The organism is Butyrivibrio sp. XPD2006, from assembly GCF_000420865.1.
Classification (GTDB): Bacteria; Bacillota; Clostridia; order Lachnospirales; family Lachnospiraceae; genus Butyrivibrio.
Window position 1 is genome coordinate 106317 of sequence record NZ_ATVT01000003.1, and the last position, 23832, is coordinate 130148.

The 23832-nt window shown below is 44.8% G+C and carries 18 protein-coding genes, 1 tRNA gene and 1 riboswitch; of the genes, 14 read left to right on the top strand and 5 right to left on the bottom strand.

Translation table 11 applies throughout. The annotated features are described in order from the left end of the window. Positions 1-77: 77 nt before the first annotated feature. From G590_RS0104320 to G590_RS0104340, 5 genes are read left to right on the top strand one after another with little or no spacing between them, the layout of a single operon-like run. The gene (locus tag G590_RS0104320) at positions 78-944 is read left to right on the top strand and encodes a ComEC/Rec2 family competence protein (RefSeq protein ID WP_022764445.1); all 867 of its coding nucleotides are present in this window, start codon (positions 78-80) and stop codon (positions 942-944) included. Between the two features lie 49 nt (positions 945-993). After that, complete coding sequence (locus G590_RS0104325) at positions 994-2322, top strand: replication-associated recombination protein A (RefSeq protein WP_022764446.1); 1329 nt, start codon at positions 994-996, stop codon at positions 2320-2322. A gap of 29 nt (positions 2323-2351) precedes the next feature. Beyond that, a complete protein-coding gene (locus tag G590_RS0104330) occupies positions 2352-4163 on the top strand; it encodes a DUF5722 domain-containing protein (protein ID WP_022764447.1) in 1812 nt (603 codons plus the stop codon). A gap of 26 nt (positions 4164-4189) precedes the next feature. Then, positions 4190-5344 (top strand): NAD(P)-dependent malic enzyme, encoded by a 1155-nt coding sequence (locus tag G590_RS0104335; protein WP_022764448.1) that lies wholly within the window; start codon positions 4190-4192, stop codon positions 5342-5344. Positions 5345-5357: 13 nt separating this feature from the next. Then, positions 5358-5879, top strand: a complete 522-nt coding sequence (locus G590_RS0104340; RefSeq protein ID WP_022764449.1) for a DUF4364 family protein — start codon at positions 5358-5360, stop codon at positions 5877-5879. A 49-nt stretch (positions 5880-5928) separates the two neighbouring features. Here G590_RS0104340 and G590_RS0104345 read toward each other — a convergent pair. After that, positions 5929-6001: transfer RNA gene (locus G590_RS0104345), tRNA-Thr, on the bottom strand. Between the two features lie 69 nt (positions 6002-6070). Further along, positions 6071-7012, bottom strand: a complete 942-nt coding sequence (locus G590_RS0104350) for an SH3 domain-containing protein (protein ID WP_022764450.1) — start codon at positions 7010-7012, stop codon at positions 6071-6073. A 154-nt stretch (positions 7013-7166) separates the two neighbouring features. On the opposite strand from G590_RS0104350, the gene nagB reads away from it, so the two are divergent. The 4 genes from nagB to glmS are packed head-to-tail and all read left to right on the top strand — an operon-like array spanning position 7167 to position 11856. Next, positions 7167-7970 (top strand): glucosamine-6-phosphate deaminase, encoded by an 804-nt coding sequence (gene nagB, locus G590_RS0104355; RefSeq protein ID WP_022764451.1) that lies wholly within the window; start codon positions 7167-7169, stop codon positions 7968-7970. 2 nt (positions 7971-7972) lie between these two features. Next, positions 7973-8635: an acyltransferase gene (locus tag G590_RS0104360; RefSeq protein ID WP_022764452.1), complete on the top strand. Its 663-nt coding sequence runs from the start codon at positions 7973-7975 to the stop codon at positions 8633-8635. Further along, a complete protein-coding gene (gene glmM, locus G590_RS0104365; protein ID WP_022764453.1) occupies positions 8635-9981 on the top strand; it encodes a phosphoglucosamine mutase in 1347 nt (448 codons plus the stop codon). The genes G590_RS0104360 and glmM overlap by 1 nt, the downstream gene beginning before the upstream one ends. A 6-nt stretch (positions 9982-9987) precedes the next feature. After that, a complete protein-coding gene (glmS, locus tag G590_RS0104370) occupies positions 9988-11856 on the top strand; it encodes a glutamine--fructose-6-phosphate transaminase (isomerizing) (protein WP_022764454.1) in 1869 nt (622 codons plus the stop codon). Positions 11857-11933: 77 nt separating this feature from the next. Here glmS and G590_RS0104375 read toward each other — a convergent pair whose 3' ends face one another. After that, positions 11934-13469, bottom strand: coding sequence for an alpha-amylase family glycosyl hydrolase (locus G590_RS0104375; RefSeq protein WP_022764455.1), 1536 nt, complete (start codon positions 13467-13469; stop codon positions 11934-11936). Positions 13470-13622: 153 nt separating this feature from the next. Further along, positions 13623-13709: riboswitch (ZMP/ZTP riboswitch) on the top strand. 42 nt (positions 13710-13751) lie between these two features. Between G590_RS0104375 and G590_RS18370 the strand changes: the two genes are divergently transcribed. Next, complete coding sequence (locus G590_RS18370; protein WP_022764456.1) at positions 13752-14474, top strand: IMP cyclohydrolase; 723 nt, start codon at positions 13752-13754, stop codon at positions 14472-14474. Between the two features lies 1 nt (position 14475). Further along, the gene (locus tag G590_RS0104385) at positions 14476-15654 is read left to right on the top strand and encodes a phosphoribosylaminoimidazolecarboxamide formyltransferase (protein ID WP_022764457.1); all 1179 of its coding nucleotides are present in this window, start codon (positions 14476-14478) and stop codon (positions 15652-15654) included. A gap of 77 nt (positions 15655-15731) precedes the next feature. On the opposite strand, the gene G590_RS0104390 is transcribed toward G590_RS0104385, so the two are convergent. After that, complete coding sequence (locus G590_RS0104390; RefSeq protein ID WP_022764458.1) at positions 15732-16295, bottom strand: TIGR01440 family protein; 564 nt, start codon at positions 16293-16295, stop codon at positions 15732-15734. 32 nt (positions 16296-16327) lie between these two features. Further along, positions 16328-16864 (bottom strand): ECF transporter S component, encoded by a 537-nt coding sequence (locus G590_RS0104395; RefSeq protein WP_022764459.1) that lies wholly within the window; start codon positions 16862-16864, stop codon positions 16328-16330. Between the two features lie 134 nt (positions 16865-16998). Between G590_RS0104395 and pdxR the strand changes: the two genes are divergently transcribed. The 3 genes from pdxR to G590_RS0104410 all read left to right on the top strand — a co-directional run bounded on the left by pdxR (position 16999) and on the right by G590_RS0104410 (position 23832). Continuing rightward, positions 16999-18117, top strand: coding sequence for a MocR-like pyridoxine biosynthesis transcription factor PdxR (gene pdxR / locus G590_RS0104400; protein ID WP_022764460.1), 1119 nt, complete (start codon positions 16999-17001; stop codon positions 18115-18117). 63 nt (positions 18118-18180) lie between these two features. Continuing rightward, complete coding sequence (locus tag G590_RS0104405; protein ID WP_022764461.1) at positions 18181-20289, top strand: GGDEF domain-containing phosphodiesterase; 2109 nt, start codon at positions 18181-18183, stop codon at positions 20287-20289. 15 nt (positions 20290-20304) lie between these two features. Then, the gene (locus G590_RS0104410; RefSeq protein WP_022764462.1) at positions 20305-23832 is read left to right on the top strand and encodes a PD-(D/E)XK nuclease family protein; all 3528 of its coding nucleotides are present in this window, start codon (positions 20305-20307) and stop codon (positions 23830-23832) included.

A 23832-nucleotide genomic window follows, 5' to 3' on the forward strand; every position in this document is an offset into this window, starting at 1 on the left:
GATTTAGGTAGTACCTGTACAATGATGACATATCATATAGTAATGCCTATAAAAGCTAATGTCAAAGGAGATATGCCATGAGGATCAGAAGAATAACAGGGCTTGTGATGGCTCTTTTGCTGCTGGTTGGATGCGGCAGAAATTCAGAAAATATAAATCCGGATAATACAAATACAGAGAATGTAAGTACAGCTTCAGCCGACGCATCAGTTACAATAACATGCATTTCGGGAGATGCGTCAGATGCCTTTGTCCTTATCGGTGAAAACCATGTGACTGTAATAGATACCGGCCTTGAAGAGAACGCTCAGGAACTGGTGGACTTTCTTAAAGAGCAGGGTGTTACCAAGGTAGACAATCTCATCATTACACATTTTGACAAGGACCATGTGGGTGGAGCGGACCATGTTATAAACAGTTTTGATATTGGCACTGTCTACACGACGTATAAGTCAAAAGACTCGGATGACATCGCAAGTTACCTGGCTGCTCTAAACTCAAAGGGCCTTTCAGAGACCATAGTCAGCACAGAAACATCCTTTGAAGCAGACGGAGTAAGCTACGATATCTATCCGCCTCAGAGCACTGCCTATGAGAATGATGATAGCAACAACTCATCGCTTGTAATTATGGTAAGTGTCGGCGAGAGTAACATGCTGTTTGCGGGAGATGCGGAGAAACTGCGCATAAACGAACTCCTTGCACTGGACGACATTCAGGCTGAGATCCTCAAGGTCCCGCATCATGGCCGATATGAGAAGAACACTGAGGCACTTATACAGAAGGTTTCCCCGGAGTACGCCATCATCACATCAAGTGTCGCAGAACCTGAAGATCCGGAAGTTACCCAGATTCTTGAAAACTATGGTGTGACCACATATCTTAACCGTGAAGGGAACATCACAATAACAATGTCCGACGGTGACATTTCCATAACACAGTAAGGAAATAAGTATGGCAAAATCTGAGCAAAAATAGTAGAATTGTAGTGTTATGGACTTGTTTCAATATATGCGCGAAAACAATATGGAAAAAGAATCTCCGCTTGCCGCAAGGATGCGCCCCAGGACCCTTGATGAGGTTGTAGGGCAGCAGCACATCATTGCAAAAGACAAGCTTCTTTATCGTGCAATTTCAGCAGACAAACTCAGTTCAATAATATTCTATGGACCGCCCGGAACGGGTAAGACTACTCTGGCCAAGGTTATTGCCAATTCTACCAAGGCAGAGTTTACCCAGATAAACGCCACGGTTGCAGGCAAGAAGGACATGGAAGATGTCATAAGCAAGGCCAAGGACAACCAGGGTATGTATGGGAAGAAGACCATTCTTTTCATAGACGAGATCCATAGATTTAACAAGTCGCAACAGGATTACCTGCTTCCGTTTGTGGAGGACGGAACTGTTGTGCTTATTGGTGCTACCACTGAGAACCCTTATTTTGAAGTTAACGGGGCTCTTATTTCAAGATCCATAATTTTCGAGCTCAGACCTCTTACAAGTGATGATATCAAGGTGCTGCTGAACAGGGCAGTGACGGATACCGAGAGAGGAATGGGTTCATATAAGGCGGTCCTTGAGCCGGATGCTGCAGATTTTCTTGCGGATATTGCAGACGGTGATGCAAGACATGCCTTAAATGCCATAGAACTGGGCATTCTTACCACTCAGAGAAGTGAGGACGGACTTATACATATCACTACGGAAGTGGCAAGAGAGTGTATTCAGAAGAAAGTGGCCAGATATGACAAGGACGGAGATAACCATTACGATACCATCTCTGCATTTATCAAGAGTATGAGAGGGTCTGATCCGGATGCGGCAGTTTATTATCTTGCCAGAATGCTGAACGCCGGAGAGGATCCCAAGTTTATAGCAAGACGTATTATGATCTGTGCTTCTGAGGATGTCGGTAATGCTGATCCCCAGGCACTTCAGGTGGCTGTAGCAGCTTCTCTTGCAGTAGAGAGAGTGGGAATGCCGGAGGGACGCATCCCGCTTGCACAGGCAGTTACATATGTCGCAACAGCTCCCAAGAGCAATGCTGCCTATCTTTCAATAGATGAGGCGATGCAGACGGTAAGGGAAACAGGCAATCTTCCGATACCGCCGCATCTTCAGGATGCACATTACAAGTCGGCATCCAAATTGGGCCACGGCATAGGCTACAAGTATGCCCATGATTATCCCGATCACTACGTGGAACAGCAGTACAAACCATACGAACTCAACGGCAAGGAGTTTTACAGCCCTACAGGCAATGGTTATGAGCAAAAAATTAGAGATCACATGAAGAGATTGAAGAACAGGGATAACAAGTAACCGAGATTTGTGAGGAATGTTTTGTTTTAATGGAGATCAAGAAAAGAAGACGAAGAACGGGCAAAAAGGCCCGAAGAAATAGAATAATCGTGATACTGTCAGGCGTGCTGGCGGTTTTTGCAATTGTACTCGTGGGAGCCATGATGGGATGGCTCCTTATTGGCGACAGGAGTAAGACTCCGGAGGAAGAGGCTATAGAACAGGAGATACTGTTTGAAGCTTCTCTGGAGGAAGAGGAAGAAAAGAACGACGAGTATATCAATGAATCAACAATAGATTCTATTGTAAAAGGGGGCCATACAGTTTCGGAAGCACTTATGCAAAGACCCGCAACAGTTGAGATGACGCCCGAGAATACAGCTGAGTTCGCAATGATAGAGAACTGCAGCATTAATAAATCCGGCAAGGTTGAAGTGATTGTTACATCTGACGGAATTCCCAAGAGTGACGACAAATACTACTATCTCTTTGAAGAAGCTGTCTATGATGACGGAATCGTTGAGGGAAGCGAGCCGATTGCCAAGGTTTATAAGAGCGACGACACGTCTTTTGCCGTAGACCTCAACAAGGGTGCGGCCAATTCAAGGCTCTTTTCCAAGTTTCAGGTCGCTGTCAAAATGGATGACAAGTATGTTTCCATCAGTCACGCCAAGTACATAACCAATCCCGGCGCTTGTGCGGGCTACAGCTACGGTGGTATGCAGCACAGATCAATCAAGGGACTTCTTCCGGATCCTCTGAGGATCGGAGAACTGGCTGATCTGGGATGCCAGTATGCCACATATAATATTCCGCTCAATCATATCCTGGTCACATCGGGTGGAATACCTTATACCTACGGCGGCGTTACCTATCACTTCAACGCCCAGATCATGAACGACTATGATCACCTTTTTACGCGCCTTAATTCCATGGGAATTGATGTGGCTGCCATTATTCTCAATAATGCCAGCACGGCGGCATATCCGGAGATCACTCATCCCAGTGCGAGAAGCGGATCCACAGCGCCTTACTACATGTTCAATGCCACCAACGAGAGCGGAGTCAAAGCTCTTGCAGCTATCGGAAGCTTCCTGGCAAACAGATATTCAGGCTCAGGACATGGCAATGTCAGCATGTGGATAATTGCGAACGAAGTCAACGCCAGAAAAGAATACAACTACATGACTCATACCGACGTAAACACCTACACTGTGGCATTTACCAGAGCTTTCAGGGTATTCTACAACGCCATCAAGAGTCAGAACAGCGCAGCCAAGGTATATATACCTATTGACCAGCGCTGGACCTATAATACAGAGAAGACCGGAGACTATGATGCCAAGGATGTCCTTGATATATTCGCAGCATCTTTATCCGAGTACGGCAACATCGACTGGGGACTGGCAGCTCATCCATACTCCTTCCCCAACGGAAACACTGCATTCTGGAAGTCTTCCAAGTATGTCAATCACTCAGATACTACTCCATGTATAACCATGGACAACATAGAAGTTCTTACCAATTATATGAAGAGGCCGGAGATGCTTGATACATCAGGCAATGTGAGATCGATCATCCTCAGTGAGATTGGCTATTCATCAACTTCGGGTCAGGATCTTCAGGCAGCAGCCTTTGCTTACGCCTATGTCAAGATGGAAAAGAACGGCTACATCGATGCACTCATGCTCTCAAGACAGACCGATGCCGGCGACGAGATCGCAGCTCTTGGCCTTGCCCTTGGACTTCAGACAACAGGCGGCGGTAAGAAACATATATGGAATGTCTTTAAATATATTGATACAGATAAACGCAATGAGGTCATCTCTTTTGCCTATGATATAGTAGGCACGACCTTCTAGTAAGATTTTGAAAGGGGAGCATTATTATGACAAACGCAGAAAAAGCACTTAAACTCCACGAGGAGTGGCAGGGCAAACTTGAGACAACATCGAAGTCCAAAGTTAATTCCAAGGAGGATCTGGCACTTGCTTATACTCCGGGAGTTGCAGAACCCTGTAAGCTGATAGCACAGGACAAAGAGCTGGCTTACAAATATACGATCAAGTCCAATACTATAGCTGTTGTATCAGATGGAAGCGCGGTTCTTGGCCTTGGAAACATCGGACCATACGCAGCAATGCCTGTTATGGAAGGAAAAGCTGTCCTGTTCAAGGAATTCGGAGGAGTAAATGCCGTTCCGATCTGCCTTGATACGCAGGATACAGAGGAGATCATTAAAGCAGTTAAATATCTGGCTCCCGGCTTTGGTGGAATCAACCTTGAGGATATTTCGGCTCCAAGATGCTTTGAGATTGAAGAGAGATTAAAAGAGATGCTGGATATCCCGGTATTTCATGATGATCAGCACGGAACAGCCATCATTGTACTTGCCGGCATAATAAACGGCCTTAAAGTGGTCGGCAAGAAAAAGGAAGACTGCAAGGTTATCGTAAACGGTGCAGGAAGTGCCGGTATCGCCATCACCAAGCTCCTTCTTCGTTACGGATTCAAGAATGTTACAATGTGCGATAAGGTTGGAATCCTTCACAAGCAGTCCGAGAATCTTAACTGGATGCAGAAGAAGATGATGGATGTGACCAATCCCGATCAGATCAAGGGTTCTCTTGCAGATGCTCTGGTAGGAGCAGACATTTTCGTCGGTGTATCTGCACCCGGCATCGTAACAAAAGAAATGGCTCAGAAGATGAACAAGGATGCTATCATGTTCGCTATGGCAAACCCTGTACCTGAGATCATGCCTGATCTTGCAAAAGAGGCCGGTGTGCGCGTCATCGGTACCGGAAGAAGCGACTTCCCCAACCAGGTAAATAACGTCCTTGTATTCCCCGGAATCTTCAAGGGAGCACTGGAGGCGAGAGCGCGACAAATCACAGAGGAGATGAAGCTTGCAGCAGCAACAGCCATCGCAGGACTTGTGCCTGACGAGGAGCTTAACGATGAGAATATTCTTCCTGCTGCTTTTGATCCAAGGGTAGCTGATGTGGTCAGCGCAGCAGTAAAGGCACATGTAGTAGATTGATTGGAGTTTTAAATTGAGTTCGCAGTATTTAACGCTTTATAAGATGATAGTTCTGTACATGCTAAAGAGGTGTGACGATACTCTCAGCAAGTCCCAGATATACGATTTTATTCTGGAAAAAGAGTATACGACCTTCCTTACGTTGCAGGAGGTATTCAGTGAACTGGCGGCATCTGACCTTATCACAGAAAAGACCATGGCCAACAGGACATATCTTGAGATAACGGATGAGGGGGCGCAGACCTTAGAGTTTTTTGGAAACAGGATAAACCCGGCGATTAAGCAGCAGATAGATGAGTACCTTCGTGACAACAGCATGAAGCTCAGAAACGAAAAGTCTATTCTCGGGGATTATCAGAAGACCGGTGAAAATGAATACACAGTACAGCTCCTTGCAAGAGAGAACGGCCAGGATATTCTGGATATCAAGGTTCCTGTTCCCACAGAGGAGATTGCACAACATATGATCGACAACTGGCAGGAGAAGAATACGGAGATTTATCAGTATCTTTTTTCCAAATTGATGGAAGAATAAAAAGAAAAGCTCTCGGTTCCAAACGGAACTGAGAGCTTTTAATTTATCGAGCTGCTGACGAGAATCGAACTCGTGACCTCCGCACTACCAATGCGACGCACTACCGACTGTGCTACAACAGCTTGCTTGCCTTTCGGCAATCGCAAAGACTATTATAACGGGATGCGAAGCGGATGTCAATCAATAAATAATTATGCTTGTGAGATCACAGACATGTAATAGGAGTAGAGACTCCTGTAGGTATCGTTGTTGTAATGCAGACCGTCAGAGGTTGAGAAACCTGCCTGGCTAAGGTATGTATAGCCGTCGATCCACTGTACTCTCGGATCGAGCTCTGACTGAAGTCTTGCGTTAAAGCTTTCTATCTGGGCATTTGATACGCTGCTGCAGTTGCCGACGGGTGTTACAGCTGCGTAGTAAACAGTTATTCCTGCCTCGGTCCAGGCATCTATGTTGCTGTTCACAAGATTTATATACTTGCTTGCATTAGCGAGGTCATTGACACCAAAATTGATGATCATGGTGGTTCCCGGTCCTGCGTAGGATGGGATCTCTGAGAGCGCGGTGTTCTTAAACCAGCTGTAGCCCTCACCTATCTTGGCAATGTATGCCTTATCGGAAGATCCGACAGCCATCTGCATCTGAACAGTTCTTGAATCACCGACAAATACCAGTGGTGTGCCCGGAAGCTCTGTAACCATGTAATCGCCGATGATAAATGCAGTAGTATCACCGTAGGAAACTTCATACCATCCATTATCGGTCTCGCCGGTTACCTGAGTTTCGCTGCCCCATTTGAGCTTGCCGATCTTATCATAATCGGTTCCTGCTCCGTTGCGGACATTGACCGTATCGCTGGTGTACATGGTGACTGGTGCTTCATACTCGGTTACAGTAAATACCGTTCTCTCAAGTGTGGCACCTGCCTCCTCTGATGTAACCTGTATTGTCTCGGTAGAGAGATCTTCGCTGCTTGCAAGGACCTCCTCAGCCGCGCTGTCTATCGAGCTTGCAACAGCCGACACGATTTCATCACCGGAGATGTCTGCAGGATAAGCTTCTACTCTGGCTCTGTCGGCATATGCTGCGAGACAGCCGATAACTGAAAATGCACCGGCAAATGCTGAAAGCAATATTAAGTTTCTTATATTAATACGTTTGTTCTTCATCGCTTAAAAATTTTACATTAGGCTTAAAAATATGTCAAATTTATGTAATTTGACTAACAGAATGTGAAAAAGTATAATTGCTCTATATGCACATAAAACCTAGGAAAGGAATAATATTATGAGAGTAGTAATTCAGGACAATTACGAAAAGATGTGCGTTTGGGCGGCAAATTACATTAAGATGCGTGTTGGGGAACACAATAACGGACCGGAGAAGGACAGACCTTTTGTTCTTGGACTTCCTACAGGATCCAGCCCAATCGGGGTTTACAAGGAACTGGTAAGAATGAATAAGGCAGGAGAAATCTCTTTTGCCAACGTTGTAACTTTCAATATGGATGAGTACTTAGGGCTTCCTCGTGAACATGACCAGTCCTATTGGTATTTCATGCATGATAACTTCTTTGACCATCTGGTTGACATGAAGCCTGAGAATATCAACATTCTCAACGGCATGACTGATGATCCGGTCAAAGAGTGTGAGAACTACGAGAAAAAGATCGCTTCTTACGGCGGTATTGACCTGTTTATGGGCGGTATAGGCGTTGACGGTCACATCGCATTTAATGAGCCTTTTACAAGCCTTGCTTCACGTACGGGAGTAAGGGATCTTACAACAGATACAAGAATTGTTAACTCAAGATTCTTTGGAAATGACCCTGAGGCAGTTCCTGCACAGGCGCTGTCAGTAGGTGTCGGAACAGTTACAGATTCCAAAGAAGTACTTATTCTTATAAACGGACATAATAAAGCAAGAGCGCTGGCAGCAACCGTTGAGGGTGCTGTGAGCTCAAAATGGACCTGCAGTGCGCTTCAGATGCACAACGGAGCTATCATTGCCTGCGATGAAGCAGCTTGTGGTGAGCTTACTGTAGATACATATAAGTATTTCCTCGATATAGAGAAGAAAGAGAGGCTGTAATCATGTACACTATTACAGATCTGTATGACCTCGATCATACACTTGCAGCAGATTATCTGCGTCAGTTTACTTATCCCTGGGAAGCTTTAAAGGGAATCAAGGATTTCATCCTTGAACTTGGGCCAAAGCTTGGGGACGAGTATACAGAAGTTAAGGAGAACGTGTGGGTTCACAAGAGCGCAACCGTATTTGAGAGCGCATATCTTGGAAGCCCATGCATCATCGGACCAAATACTGAGGTCAGACACGGAGCCTTCATCAGAGGATCAGCCCTTGTTGGTGCTGACTGCGTTGTTGGAAACAGCGTTGAGCTCAAGAATGTAATCCTCTTTGATCACGTTCAGACTCCTCATTACAACTATGTAGGTGACAGTATCCTCGGATACTACTCACACATGGGAGCAGGCTCAATCACTTCCAATGTTAAGAGTGACAAGAAGCTCGTTGTTGTTCACAACGGAACAGAGAATATTGAGACCGGCATGAAGAAGTTCGGCGCTATGCTGGGCGATCATGTTGAGGTTGGCTGCAATTCAGTATGCAACCCCGGTACAGTTATCGGCCGTAATTCCAACGTTTATCCGACTTCCTGCGTAAGGGGAGTTGTTCCTGAGAATTCGATCTATAAGAACAGTGGAGAGATCATCCACAAGGAGGACAGATAATGGGTAAATATTTCGGAACAGACGGCTTCAGAGGAGAGGCTAACAAGAACCTGACCTTTGAGCATGCAGTACAGATCGGAAGATATCTTGGATGGTACTATGGTGCCAACCATGGCAAGAAGGCCAAGGTTGTTATCGGTAAGGACACAAGACGAAGCAGCTACATGTTCGAGTACGCTCTTTGTACAGGTCTTATGGCCAGCGGTGCAGATGCTTACATCATGCACGTTACCACAACTCCTTCAGTTGCTTACATTACAAGAGTAGACGATTTTGACTGCGGTATCATGATCAGTGCATCTCACAATCCGTTCTACGATAACGGAATCAAGCTCTTTAACGGCAACGGTGAGAAAATGGACGAAGAGACCATTCTCCGGGTTGAGGATTACATCGACGGCAAGATCGAGATTCCTGTTGCTGAGAGAGCAGAGATCGGAAGAACAGTTGACTATGTTGCAGGAAGAAACCGCTATGTAGGCTATCTCATCTCCAATTCAAAGTTCAGCTTTAAGGACAAGAAGGTTGGACTTGACTGTGCCAACGGTGCTTCATGGCAGATTGCCAAGGCAGTGTTTGACGCTCTTGGAGCCAAGACTTATGTTATAAACAATGAGCCTGACGGACTTAATATCAATACAGACTGCGGATCAACTCATATTGAGCATCTGCAGAAGTTTGTTGTTGAGAAGGGCCTGGATGTCGGATTTGCCTTTGACGGTGATGCTGACAGATGCCTTGCTGTAGATGAGAAGGGCAACGTTATCACAGGTGATCATATCATCTATATTTACGGTCTCTATCTCAAGGAGAGAGGCGCTCTTGCCAACAACAAGGTTGTCACAACAGTAATGAGTAACTTTGGCCTTTACAAGGCTCTTGATAAGGTTGGTATCGAGTACGAGAAGACCAAGGTTGGTGACAAGTATGTATACGAGAACATGGTTACATATGGTCACCGCGTAGGTGGAGAGCAGTCAGGACACATCATCTTCACCAAGTATGCAACCACCGGAGACGGTATTCTTACATCTCTTAAGCTTATGGAGGTTATGCTTGCAAAAGAGAAGCCTATGAGTGCTCTTGCAGCTCCTGTAGTTTTCTACCCTCAGGTTCTTAAGAACGTAAGAGTAAAGAGTAAGCCTGATGCACAGAACGATCCTGATGTACAGAATGCAGTTGATGAAGTTGCTAAGGCCCTCGGCGATACAGGACGTATCCTTGTAAGAGAGTCCGGAACCGAACCGGTTATTCGTGTAATGGTTGAGGCAGAGAGCGATGAAATCTGCGAAAAGTATGTGGATCAGGTAATTGATGTGATCCGTGAGAAAGGTCATTTGGAGTAAATTTATATGTGTGGAATAGTAGGATATATAGGCCACAAGCAGGCAGGACCAATACTGCTTGATGGACTTTCAAAACTTGAGTACAGAGGATATGATTCAGCAGGTATTGCTGTCAGAAATGGCGCAGACCAGGCAGTAGTCGTTAAGGCTGTAGGCAAACTGGAGAATCTCTCCAACAAAACTAACGGAGGATATGCCCTTTCAGGAGAATGCGGTATTGGTCACACAAGATGGGCAACTCACGGTGCACCGAGCCTTATCAACGCACATCCTCATGTAAGCGGAAACTGCACAGGCTCAGGCTCAGGAGAAGTAGAGTCTGAGGTTGTCGGTGTTCACAACGGAATTATCGAGAATTTCCAGGAACTCAAGGAAAAGCTTATAAGACATAATTACAAGTTCTATTCAGATACTGATACTGAGGTTCTGATCAAGCTTGTTGATTACTATTATAAGAAATACAAAGTAGGACCTATCGATGCGATTGCCAAGACTCTGGTTAGAGTACGTGGTTCCTATGCCCTTGAAGTTATGTTCAAGGACTATCCCGGGGAGATCTATGTTGCAAGACAGCAGTCCCCTATGATCATCGGTGTCAAGGATGATGAGTCCTTTATCGCTTCCGATGTACCTGCCATCCTTAAGTATACAAGAGATGTTTATTACATCGATAACATGGAGATGGCACGTATCAGAGCCGGAGAGGTTACATTCTTTAACCTTGACGGTGATGAGGTTGAGAAGGAAGTTACAACAGTAACCTTCTCTGCAGAAGCTGCTGAAAAGGGTGGATTTGAGCACTTCATGATGAAGGAGATCCACGAGCAGCCCAAGGCAGTTGCAGATACCATCGGCAAGTATGTATCAGGCACTACGATTGATCTTAGTGAAGTCGGAATTACAGATGAAGAGGCAAAAGAGATATCTCAGATTTATGTCATTGCCTGCGGATCAGCATGGCATGTTGGCATGGAGATGCAGTATATCATTGAGGAACTCGCAGGAATTCCTGTAAGAGTAGAGCTTGCTTCAGAGTTCAGATATCGCCAGATGCCTCTTGATAAGAATGCCCTTGCTGTGGTTATTTCCCAGTCCGGAGAAACTGCCGATTCACTGGCAGCACTTCGTCTTGCCAAGGAGAACGGCATTAAGACTCTTGCTATTGTAAACGTAGTCGGATCATCCATCGCAAGAGAAGCAGATCACGTAATGTATACCCTTGCAGGACCTGAGATTTCAGTAGCTACAACCAAGGCATACAGCTGCCAACTTATCTGCGGATACCTTCTTACACTTAAGCTTGCGGAAGTCAGAGAGACTCTTGATAGCGACAAGATTTCATACTACATAAAAGAAATCCAGAGCATACCTGATAAGATTGAGAAGATCCTGGATGAGAAAGATCGTATCCAGTGGTTCTCAGCTAAATATGCCAATGCTCACGATATCTTCTTTATCGGCAGAGGTATAGACTATGCAATTTCACTTGAGGGAAGCCTTAAGATGAAAGAGATCAGTTATATTCACTCTGAGGCATATGCAGCAGGAGAGCTCAAGCATGGTACAATCTCTCTTATTGAGGAGGGTACACTTGTAATTGGCGTTCTCACACAGCCATCACTTCTTGAGAAGACAATCTCCAACATGGCTGAGTGCAAGAGCCGTGGTGCTTACCTGATGGGACTTACTACCTACGGAAGATATAACATTGAAGATCAGGTAGACTTTACGGTTTACATCCCTAAGGTTGACGAACACTTTGTTGGAAGCCTTGCGATCATTCCTCTTCAGCTTCTTGGATATTACACCAGTGTTGCTAAGGGACTTGATGTTGATAAGCCAAGGAATCTGGCAAAGAGCGTAACTGTAGAATAAATAGGCAAAAAAATCCCCCTTAACTCGAGGCTGGTCGCTTAACCTCGTCAAGGGGGATTTTTTATGCGTGCGTTTAGTTATCGAAGTACCACAAAACTCTGTGGCTGCATATGCAATGAAGCATCTTTTATCTCAGTCTGACCTATCTCGAACACCTTGGTGGTGTTCTTAGGAAGGGTGGCTGAGGTCTTTTTATCTGACGGGTTTATGGCTACGATCAGATTTCCACGCTTATATACGAACGGGAACTCTTCAGCTTCGGCGTATATTATCTCAAACTCTGAACCTGCATGAAGATCCGTATACTCGTGGCGTAGCTTTGTAAGGGCCTTGACTGTGTTCAGGAGTGATTCAGGGTCTTTTTCCTGATCGGCTACAGTCGGTGCGTCATCAGCCGGATCTACCGGGAGATAGAGCTTATCGGCAGGAGCTTTAGAAAATCCTTTGTTTTCTGTGTTATCCCACTGCATAGGTGTTCTTGTTCCTGTCCTTGTATAGCCGCCTTCCTTGGTGGGAAGCTCAAAGTATCTCATTCCGATCTCGTCGCCATAGTAGATGAACGGAACACCGGGGAGAGTTAAGAACATTGCATAGGCAATCTTGAGCTCGTCGTAGCCAAGTGTTCTTCTGGGCCTCGGAGTGTCATGATTACAGGTTATAAAGCTGATATAGCCGTCTTTTCTTGTGGCATCGTACTTGGGCAGATAATCGCTAAGGAATCTCATGATATCGCCGTTTCCGTCCTTTTTAAGAAAGCTCTTGTCGCCGCCTTCTGTTTCATAGTCGCGCAGAAGAGTGTTGTAGCCGTTTCCTCTGTGATCAAGGTAGAAATCTGCGTGGAATCCGCTCTTAAGAGCCTGCACAGGATTGCTCCACTCAGAAATGATGGCTGCTTCGGGATATTCGTTATCCAGCATTTCACGGATATTTTTCCAGATGGCTCCGGTGGCTGATTTGTTCTCATCATCCTCTTTTACCAGGGAATCCGCCATGTCCACCCTGAAACCGTCACATCCCTTGTCAAGCCAGAAGCGCATAACATCCTTAAGAGCCTCTCTTGTGGCGATACATGCCGGATCATCGGGGGCTTTCTGCCAACTTTCGGTTCTTTTTAAAAAGCCGTAGTTAAGAGCCGGCTGACACTTGAAGAAGTTCAGCATGTAGCAGCCGTCCCTGTCAGCCTCACCGCCAATATAAGGATGGCCTGCAATTCCCTCTATCCAGCAGTTTGTCCAGATATATCTGTCTGTATATTCATTTTTCTCAGCCTTTTTACTCTCCTTAAACCACGCGTGTTCCTCCGAAGTATGTCCGGGAACCAGGTCAAGGAGAACATGAATGCCCTTTTCATGTGCTGTCTTAAAGAGTTTGTACAGATCCTCATTGGTTCCGTATCTCTTTGCTACCTTCTTATAGTCGCGAACATCATAGCCTGCGTCCTTAAATGGTGAATCGTAGCAGGGATTGATCCAGAGAGCATTGCATCCCAGCTCTTTTACATAATCAAGTTTTTCCGTAATACCGTTAATATCTCCGATACCATCTCCGTTGGTGTCATTGAAGGACTGCGGATATATCTCGTAAAATACGGCATCTTTTAACCAATCAGGCATGTGTGTACCTCCCAATAATGCTTTTCTGAATTCGTCATTAATTAACAATAACACATAAATGTACCGTGTGCCATAATTTGTCGGAAACGTTACCGGAAAATATTAATTGTGCATTATTTTCCTTGAAAAAATATCAGTTTCAGTGTATGTTATATGTGTCTGTACAACTGGCGGATAAGTGGGTAACCACATGGGAGTACAGATAATAATTTTGAACAGTCGACCGCCTGGGCAACCGCTTTTAGTGGCACGCTCAGGCGGTTATTTTTTGGAGGGAACAGTATGACAGACCTTAAGAAAGAACTCGGAAGCACAACCTATCCCGGAAGGGGCATCATCCTTGGTACATCAGAGGATGGCAAGTATGCAGTATGCGCATATTTCATCATGGGTAGAAGTGAGAACTCAAGAAACAGAGTATTTGTAGAGGAGGGAGAGGGAATCCGCACCCAGGCTTTCGATGAGTCCAAGATGGAGGATCCAAGCCTTATCATCTACGCACCTGTTCGTGTTCGCGGAACATCAACCATCGTTACAAACGGTGATCAGACAGATACAATTTACGAGCTTATGCAGGCAGGACAGAGCTTTGAGGAGTCACTCAGAACAAGAGAGTTCGAGCCTGATGCACCTAACTATACACCAAGAATTTCAGGTATCATGAACGTTAAGGGTGGAAAATACGACTTTGCTCTTTCAATCCTTAAGAGCAACCACGGCGATCCTTCTTCATGCCAGAGATTTACCTATACATACGAGAATCCTAAGGCCGGTGAGGGATACTTCATCCACACATATCAGGGTGACGGAAATCCGCTTCCAAGCTTTGAGGGAGAGCCCACACAGGTAAATATCTCAGGCGACATCAATAAGTTCACAGATGATGTTTGGACAGCACTTAACGCTGATAACAAGGTATCTCTTTTCACAAGATATATCGATATCGCAACCGGAGCAAAAGAGACAAGGATCTACAACAAGAACTTCAAAAAGGAGGAGAAATAAGATGAACGAGATTCAGTTAAAATACGGATGCAACCCTAACCAGAAGCCTTCACGTGTGTACATGGAGAACGGCGCAGACCTTCCTATCGAGGTACTTAACGGTCGTCCCGGATACATCAACCTCCTTGACGCATTAAACGGCTGGCAGCTTGTTTCTGAGCTTAAGAAGGCAACAGGACTTCCTGCAGCTACATCTTTTAAGCACGTTTCACCCGCAGGTGCTGCAGTAGGTACACCTCTTACAGACATTGAGAAGAAGATTTACTGGGTAGAGGATCTTGGCGAGCTCAGCCCTCTGGCAAATGCTTACGCAAGAGCCCGTGGAGCTGACAGAATGTCATCCTTTGGTGATTTCATCTCTCTTTCAGACGAGTGCGATGCAGATACAGCCCGTCTTGTTAAAAGAGAAGTTTCAGACGGTATCATTGCTCCCGGCTATACAGATGAGGCTCTTGAAATCTTAAAGGCTAAGAAGGGCGGAAACTACGCAGTTATCAAGGTTGACCCTTCATACGTTCCCGAGGCTATAGAGAAGAAGCAGGTTTTCGGTATCACTTTCGAGCAGGGACACAACTTCATCGAAATCAATGACGATATGTTTGAGAACATCGTTACAGACAACAAGGACCTTCCTGAGGCAGCTCTCATCGACCTCAAGATTGCACTTATCACTCTTAAGTACACACAGTCAAACTCAGTTTGCTATGTAAAGGGCGGAGCTGCCATCGGTATCGGAGCAGGACAGCAGTCCAGGATCCACTGCACAAGACTTGCAGGAAACAAGGCAGACAACTGGTTCCTTCGTCAGGCACCTCAGGTTCTGAATCTTCCTTTCCTTGATACAATAAAGCGTCCTGACAGAGATAATGCCATCGACCTTTATATCGGCGAGGATTACATGGACGTTCTTGCAGACGGCAAGTGGCAGAACATCTTTAAGGAGCAGCCGCCTGTATTTACCCAGGCTGAAAAGAGAGCTTGGCTTGATAAGAACACTGATGTTGCTCTTGGTTCAGATGCTTTCTTCCCGTTCGGAGATAACATTGAGAGAGCATTCAGAAGCGGCGTTAAGTATGTTGCTCAGCCCGGCGGATCAGTAAGGGATGACAATGTAATCGAAGCTGCCAACAGCCATGATATGGTTATGGCATTTACAGGTCTTCGTCTTTTCCACCACTGATATTTATAATAACCGGATAAAGGTAATAATTAAGGCCTCATCGGAGAGATTCCGATGGGGCCTTATTTTTTTATTATTTAGATGAGACTCTGATCGTAGATAGCTCTTTGTCCGCCGACATATTTGGGCCTGTGACGGGCACATGTTATAGGTGCTTCGCCGATCTTGCGAAGTGATATTCTCATGGGAACCGCAACGGCGTGCATGTGCATTCCTATCATGGTTCCCCCTATATCTATTCCTGCATCGGCTCTGCCACCGATATCTTCTACAAGTACAGGATCGTCGAATCTCTCATAGCATACGGTTCCAAAGGCTCCGCCGGCGTGATTGGGCTGCGGTATTGCATTTACCTGCTCAAATCCGTATTTGTCCATACAGGCTCTTTCTACCACAAGAGCTCTGTTTAAATGCTCACAGCATTGGGCGGCTGCAAATATGCCTCTCTGCTTGAGCACGGGGATGATACCGTCATATACTGCATTTGCTGAATCGAGGTTTGTAGCTGTTCCGATCTGATCTCCGAGAATCTCGCTGGAAGAACAGCCTATTACGAAAATAGAACCTTCCCTAAGCTTTGCACTCTCTAAAATCTCTGTTATTGCCTGATTTGCCTGAGCCTTTACTTCTGAATAATTCATTGAAATCGCCTGCCTTTAATCATGTTCTTGGGTCAGCTGAGTTCCATCTTTTTAAAGATCTTGATAAGTCCCGCTTTGTAGCACAGAAGGAGAGAGCCCACAACACCGATAAGAGCCTGAGCAATCTCATAAGGGAGCTTTATCATGGCATATTCGAATGTGCTGTAGACAAATGTCTTACCCAGCGTATACCCAACTACCATTATAACAGCACCAACAAGAGTGGCAACAAGGGATTTGGAAATACTCTCTTTTCCCTTATGAGCCATGTAGGAAATGGTGGCTGCCTGAAGACCGTGTACTACAAGTGAAACAAACATCGGAAGCGGGTAAAAGATCATGTCCCCCAAAAATGATCCGATACCGCCTACAATAAACGCTGCAAGTGGGTCAAGCAGGAGTGATGCTGTGCATATGATTAGGTCACATAGGTATAGATGTCCTCCCGGAACAGTGATGCCAAAACTTGACATTGCGATGTTAAGAGCCATAAATATGGCGGTTACAGTGAGCCATCTGACCTTATTCACCTCTTTGAGCGTTACCTTGTTTAAAACTGTTTTCTCCATAATGTTCTCCTCCTTGATAGTAGCCTTATTTTCTGTCTTGACTAACAAACTTAAATCAATATATCATCAAACTGATAATATTAAAAATATCAAAAACAAAATATTTTATATGACCAGATTTTATTGAGGTGAAGATGCAAAGTGAAAAGAGATATTTAACGGTATATGAACAGGTCAGAAAGGACATAATCGGAGGCAGATATCCGGTTGGAACAAAGCTGCCTTCCAAGCGTGTAATGGCAGAAGCCATGGATATGAGCGTGATTACAATAGAACATGCATATGAACTACTTGCGGAGGAAGGGTATATTGTGCCCAGACAGAAGAGTGGATACTTTGTGTCTTTTGACGACAGCGATATATACGTTGGGGCGGAAAAGAGCTTTATAACAGCCGGAAACAGGATCAAGCGCCTGAAAAACAGTGAAGGCTACGCTGCCAGATTCAGGGAAAAACCGGCTGATAATCAAAATAAAAAGAATGAGCCCGGTTTATCGTACTCAATTTATGCTAAAACAGTAAGGAAGGTACTCAGTGACTTTGATGACTATATTATGCAGAAGTCACCCCAGAATGGCCTGTTTGAGCTTAGAAGCGCCATTGCAGAGTACCTCATCAGGTCAAGAAGGCTTGATGTTACGCCGGATCAGATAGTGGTAGGAGCGGGGGCTGAGTACCTGTACGGGCTTATAGTCCAGACTTTCGGAAGGGACGTGGATTACGGAATAGAGAGTCCGTCGTATCAGAAGATTGCCCGGGTTTACGCTGCCGGAGGTGCAAGTCTCAAAATGCTGAAGCTGGGCAACGACGGAATTGAGAGCGATGAGCTCTGGAACAGCAATGTGAAGATACTTCACATAACTCCCTACAGGAGCTTTCCCAGTGGTGTTACCGCGTCTGCTTCCAAGAAGAGAGAATACCTTAAATGGAGCAGGAAGAATGGCGGATATATCATAGAAGATGACTTTGAATCAGAGTTTACTCCAAGCCGTAAGCCTGAGGAGACCATATTCTCTTTGGACGAAGAGGGGAGGGTTATCTATGTCAACACCTTTACCAGGACCATTGGAAGCTATGCAAGGTGCGCATATATGGTGCTTCCGGAGAACCTCATCTGTGAGTTTTCCGACAAGACAGGCTTCTATGAGTGTCCTGTTCCCACTCTGGATCAGCTAGTCATTGCCAGCCTTATTGACAGCGGAGATTTTGAGAGACACATTAACAAGGTAAGGAGATATAATCGCAATAAATGATATTTAGTTCAGAAACGTGCTATAATTGAATAATAAACTTTATACACAAGCCGAAGGTAATCAATGGATAATTACGATAATATTGATGAGCTAACAGGGCTCTATAATCTGAATGGAATCTTAAGCCATTTGCAGAGCCACGATAAAAGTGCTGCAGATAGCAGCTCGGTTATCATCTATCTGAATGTGATGAATTTTAAGGCCTTCAACCAGAGATATGGATTTGTTGGAGGCAATGAATTCTTAAGAGGCCTTGCAGGGGAGATAAAAGGTCTTTTCCCTGAGGAACTGATTGCCAGAACGGCAGGTGATCAGTTTATTATTCTTGCAAATTCCCTGGATGAAAAAGAGATAACGGACAGGCTTACCATGCTCTCGGAAGCTTCAACAAAGCATGACAAGGGGCTTCGCCTTCATATCAAGGCCGGAATATATCAGGAAGCGGGAGATGAGGCAGATCCTGTTATCATGATCGACAGGGCTAAGACTGCCTGCGATGATATCATAAGGGTATATGACAAGAGCATAAACTTCTATGATGAAGCGCTTAGCAAGAAGAATGAGCTGAGACAATACGTTATTGACAACTTCGAGAATGCATTTGAGAACAGGTATTTCAAGGTTTATTACCAGAAGGAAGTCAGAGCATTAACCGGCAAGGTATGCGGGTATGAAGCCCTTGCCAGATGGCAGGACCCTGTTATGGGAATAATCTCGCCCCTTATCTTTATTGAGGTTTTGGAAGAGGTTCATCTGATACATAAGCTTGATCTGTGCATCATTGAAATGGTATGTAAGGACCTGAGGGATGATATCGATAGCGGATACGCGGTTGAACCGGTCTCGGTAAACCTTTCACAGCTTGATTTTGAGCTGTGTGACATCATGGTAGAGATTGACAAGTGCAGGGACAAATATGACATACCGGTTGATCTTATTCATGTTGAGGTCACAGAGAGTGCCCTTTCTTTCGGTGCGGACTTCCTTGATCAGCAGATCAGGAAGTTCAGAGATGCAGGATATGAGGTCTGGATGGACGACTTTGGCTCAGGCTACAGTTCTTTAAACAACCTTAAGAACTTTGATATAGATGTGCTCAAGATTGATATGGATTTTCTGCGTACCTTCGATACCAATAAAAAGACGCAGGTTATCCTGGCAATGATAGTAAATATGGCCAAGGAACTTGGTATCCACACTCTGGCTGAGGGTGTTGAAACCAAGGAGCAGTATGAGTTCCTTCGCAGGATAGGCTGTGAGAAGCTTCAGGGTTACCTTTTTGGCAAGCCAATGCCTGTAGATGATTTTGACAGAGCGGTGGACTGCAGTTCTGGTGTATGTGAGGACTTCTCTCTTGCACCCTACTATGACAGGATCGGAGAGGTCAATTTCCTTGGAAATACGCCACTTAGAGACAAGAGCTTTGAGGTATTTAATAACCTGCCTCTTGCTATTATTGAGCTTCAGGATGAAATAGCACAATGTATTTTTGCAAACAGGGCTTATCTCGATTACCTCAGTACATTGGGCTATGCTTCACTGTCGGAATCCAACAGCGTGTACGGAACTACGAATCATCCCGACGTTATGGAATTTACAGTGTCATTGAAGCGTGCAGCAGACAGCCCTGACCACAGGTCTGTTTCTGATATAGTCACAAACGGCAATGCGGTTAATCATAAGATAAGATTTTTAGGTGAAGGCGGTGGTCGCAAAGCCTTTGCAGTTGTATCCAGGAATAATTCGATTCATGAGGAAAATGACACTGCAGAGAGTTTGCGCGTTGCCATGGCGCATGTCTTTAATCAATATTTCAGAGTTGATCTTTTTGATGAGGACGGCACTGTTGACAATATCTTCCTCAATGCAGATCAGAAGTCTGTTTCTGACATTACAAGAGATTCCAAAGAGGCTGTCAGGTTATATTCTGAATATTATATTTATCCTGAGGACAAGGAACGTTTCAAAAAATTCTATGATATTACTACAGTCCGTGACAGGATAAAGGATACAGAAAATGAATATGTTGTTGATTATTATCGGTCTGCTACACCGGGGGATGACGGAAGAATGCAGATGTACATGATACTTCCGTTTTATTATAATGGCAGATGGAAGTTTATTTCCCTCTGCAGATATGCGGATGAGATCAAGGATGATGTATGGAAATGATTGGATGAGAATAATATGTTAAGGTTTTGTTTTGGGGCATCCGGAGCAGGTAAGAGCACCGGATTATACAGGGAAATAATAAAGAGAAGCATAGAGGAGCCGGGCACTGATTTTCTTATCATAGTGCCGGATCAGTTCACGATGCAGACTCAGAAGGATGTAGTCAGACTGCATCCTAAGAGGGCTATCATGAACATAGATGTACTGAGCTTTGGCAGACTCTCCCACAGAGTATTTGAGGAGACAGGCCATGGCTCTTTTTCTGTGCTTGATGATGTGGGTAAGAGCCTGGTGCTCAGGCATGTTTCGGATATGCTTGGGTATGAACTCCCGATTATAGGCAGGAATATGCACAAACCCGGATATCTGGATGAGGTTAAGTCCACAATTTCTGAGTTCATGATGTACGGGATTGAAGACAAGGACCTTTGTCTTCTCGAGGAAAAGAGCTCTAAGAAGGGCGCGCTCAGAGCCAAGCTAGGGGATCTTAGACTTCTCTATGGCAAGTTCCTTGAATACATAGAGGGAAAATTCATCACCACAGAGGAAACTCTGGATATTTTGTGCAAAGCACTTCCGGAGTCAGCGCTCATCAGAGACAGCGTTATTGTTTTTGACGGATTTACAGGCTTTACACCAATCCAGTACAGGGTTATCAAAGAGCTTTTGTCACTTTGCAGAGAAGTCGTGTTCTCTGTGACCATCAGCCCTGATGAGGATCCTTACGCAGATGCTTTCCAGGAGCAGGAGCTTTTTATGCTCAGCAAGAAGACGGTAAGAGACCTTGAGAAGCTGGAGTTTGAAGTTCAGAAGGAAAACGGATCCAATGTACCTGATTTTGAGACATATAGGAAGCTAAGACACAGTGAGATGGCGGGAAAAGGCGATCTTGGGGATGTGTTTTACACAGAAGAGCCTGTTGCCAGGCTCAAAGACAATGAGCCACTGGCATTTCTGGAGAAAGCTCTTTTCCGATATAACCCTGAGAAGTTTACCGGAGATAACAATTCAATATTCATATATCGTACGACTACGCCTGCCGAAGAAATTCGCCAGACCATGATCAAGATTGCAAATCTGGTAAGGGATGAGGGCTATGCATACAGGGATATTGCGCTTGTATGCGGATCTCTTGATACTTACGGAGATATGATCACCAGAGCGGCGAATAAGTTTGGTATCCCCGTATATGTGGATCAGAATGTTTCTCTTATGCTCAATCCGTTTATTGAATACATAACAAGTGCTCTTAATATTGTGATCTCGGGATACAGGTATGAGGATGTCTTCCACTACATGAGAAGCGGAATGACAGGGTTTGATCCGGGTGATACGGACCTGCTTGAGAACTATGTGAGAGCTTTGGGAATAAGTGGCCGAAAACAGTGGGAAGACAGATTTCTGCGCAGAATGCCAAGGAAGTTTACCTCAAGGAAGCAGGAAATAGAGGAAAAAGAACAGCAGCTGCTTGAGAAGCTGGATGCTATGAGAGCGCAGATCAGTTCGGATCTTAAACCGCTCTTTGATGCAAAGGGAGGATCTGTAAAGGAGATCACGGATGCCCTTATTTGCGTCATAGAGGCTGCAAATTCAAAAGAAAAACTTGAAGCCTATACTCAGATGTTCGAATCGAAGGGAGACCTTAAAAAGGCCAGAGAATACGATCAGATATATACAAGAGTAATGGAACTTCTGAATCAGATGAATGGTCTTATTGGTGATGAGAAGCTTGATATGGCTGAGTACAGGGATGTACTGAGTGCGGGCTTTGGCGAGATTTCTGTCGGTACGATACCACAGGACGTCGACAGGATAATTGTGGGTGATATAGAGAGGACGAGACTTAAAGAGGTCAGAGTCCTGTTCTTCGTTGGTGTTAATGACGGTAGTATTCCTTCATCTGCCGGAAGCGGAGGCATTCTGTCGGATATTGACAGGCAGTTTTTGCAGGACCTAGGCACGGATATTGAGTTTGCACCATCTCCCAGACAGCAGATGTATATACAGAGGCTCTATCTGTACATGAATCTTACAAAACCTACGGACAAACTGTTTTTGTCATATGCTGAACTGGGCAATGACGGTAAGAGTCTAAGGTGTGCGTATCTTATTCCCAAGCTCAGACAGATGTTTGAGGGGCTTGAAGTTGAAAGACCCATGGAAAGCGGATTTGAACCTCAGATGGTGAGTCTTGAAGACGGAATGGAAGCATATTCCGATCTTGTAAGAGAGTATGCGGGAGGAAGGCTCTCTGAGCAGGAAGAGACAGAAATGTTCACCCTTAAAAAGGTCCTCGCTGAAAGCGATGACAATGAGCTTGTTAAGAGACTTACTGAGGCAGCTTTCGTGCATTATGAATCTGTTCCGATTGCCAAAGCGGTTGCTCTTGCACTTTACGGAGCAACACTGGAGAACAGCGTCAGCAGGCTTGAGCGGTATGCAAGCTGTGCCTACGCGCATTTTATCAAGTATGGCCTCTCACTCAATGAGAGAGAGGAATATAATTTTGATGCATCAGACCTTGGAAACGTGTTCCATCAGGTGCTTGAGAAGTATACCGGAGAAATAATAACAAAAGGTATTGATTGGAGAGATCTCTCCAAGGAAAAATCTGATGAAATATTAAATCGAGCTTTAACAGAATGCGCTGATGCGTACGGTGACACTATTTTGAGAAGCAGTGCACAGAATCAGCACATGATAGAACGCATAAAAAGAATACTTACAAGAACCGTAGACACTCTGAAATACCAGATTTCAACCAGCTCTTTCAATCCTGCCTATGTGGAAATGAGTTTTCAGGAGGCAGGGGACCTTGATGAGATCAATGTGGCTCTCTCAGAGGATGAAAAGAAAAACATAACAGAGAAGATGAAACTTAAAGGTAAGATTGACCGAGTTGATCTATGCTCTGAAGAGGATCGGATATATGTCAAGGTAATGGACTTCAAGTCCAGTGAGCACAGATTTAATCTGGCATATCTGTATTACGGTCTTCAGCTTCAGCTTGTGATGTATATGAATGTTGCCGTTGCATGTGAAAAGAAAAAGCACAGCGATAAGGAGATAATTCCGGCAGCAATTCTCTACTATCATGTGGAAGACCCCATGATTGAAGGAAATGCGGATACGGTAACAGATGATATCAATAAAGAGATAATTTCACAACTTAAAATGACCGGACTGGTTAATGAAAATATGGATGTGATCAGGAAGCTTGACGCAGGTTTTAGCGGAAGATCAGACATCATTCCTGTTGAAATCAAAAAGGACGGGACACCTTCTGCAAGATCACAGACGGCAAAGCCCGAGGAGTATGAGGCAATATCAAGCTTTGTTAACAAGAAGGTCAGGGAGTTCGGACGGAATATCCTGAATGGGGATATTTCAGTCAATCCGTACGAAGACGGCAAGATGAATGCCTGTACATACTGTGACTATAAGCACATATGCGGATTTGACGAGAGAATAAGCGGATATAAAAAGAGAAAGCTGGATATTTCCGCAGATGAAGCAAAAATGCGGATTATGAATGGAAATTAA

Coding starts and splice junctions, on each gene's coding strand:
- G590_RS0104320 (WP_022764445.1), top strand. CDS start 78: ATGAGGATCAGAAGAATAACAGGGCTTGTGATGGCTCTTTTGCTGCTG.
- G590_RS0104325 (WP_022764446.1), top strand. CDS start 994: ATGGACTTGTTTCAATATATGCGCGAAAACAATATGGAAAAAGAATCT.
- G590_RS0104330 (WP_022764447.1), top strand. CDS start 2,352: ATGGAGATCAAGAAAAGAAGACGAAGAACGGGCAAAAAGGCCCGAAGA.
- G590_RS0104335 (WP_022764448.1), top strand. CDS start 4,190: ATGACAAACGCAGAAAAAGCACTTAAACTCCACGAGGAGTGGCAGGGC.
- nagB (WP_022764451.1), top strand. CDS start 7,167: ATGAGAGTAGTAATTCAGGACAATTACGAAAAGATGTGCGTTTGGGCG.
- G590_RS0104360 (WP_022764452.1), top strand. CDS start 7,973: ATGTACACTATTACAGATCTGTATGACCTCGATCATACACTTGCAGCA.
- glmM (WP_022764453.1), top strand. CDS start 8,635: ATGGGTAAATATTTCGGAACAGACGGCTTCAGAGGAGAGGCTAACAAG.
- glmS (WP_022764454.1), top strand. CDS start 9,988: ATGTGTGGAATAGTAGGATATATAGGCCACAAGCAGGCAGGACCAATA.
- G590_RS0104375 (WP_022764455.1), bottom strand. CDS start 13,469: ATGCCTGATTGGTTAAAAGATGCCGTATTTTACGAGATATATCCGCAG.
- G590_RS18370 (WP_022764456.1), top strand. CDS start 13,752: ATGACAGACCTTAAGAAAGAACTCGGAAGCACAACCTATCCCGGAAGG.
- G590_RS0104385 (WP_022764457.1), top strand. CDS start 14,476: ATGAACGAGATTCAGTTAAAATACGGATGCAACCCTAACCAGAAGCCT.
- G590_RS0104390 (WP_022764458.1), bottom strand. CDS start 16,295: ATGAATTATTCAGAAGTAAAGGCTCAGGCAAATCAGGCAATAACAGAG.
- G590_RS0104395 (WP_022764459.1), bottom strand. CDS start 16,864: ATGGAGAAAACAGTTTTAAACAAGGTAACGCTCAAAGAGGTGAATAAG.
- pdxR (WP_022764460.1), top strand. CDS start 16,999: ATGCAAAGTGAAAAGAGATATTTAACGGTATATGAACAGGTCAGAAAG.
- G590_RS0104405 (WP_022764461.1), top strand. CDS start 18,181: ATGGATAATTACGATAATATTGATGAGCTAACAGGGCTCTATAATCTG.
- G590_RS0104410 (WP_022764462.1), top strand. CDS start 20,305: ATGTTAAGGTTTTGTTTTGGGGCATCCGGAGCAGGTAAGAGCACCGGA.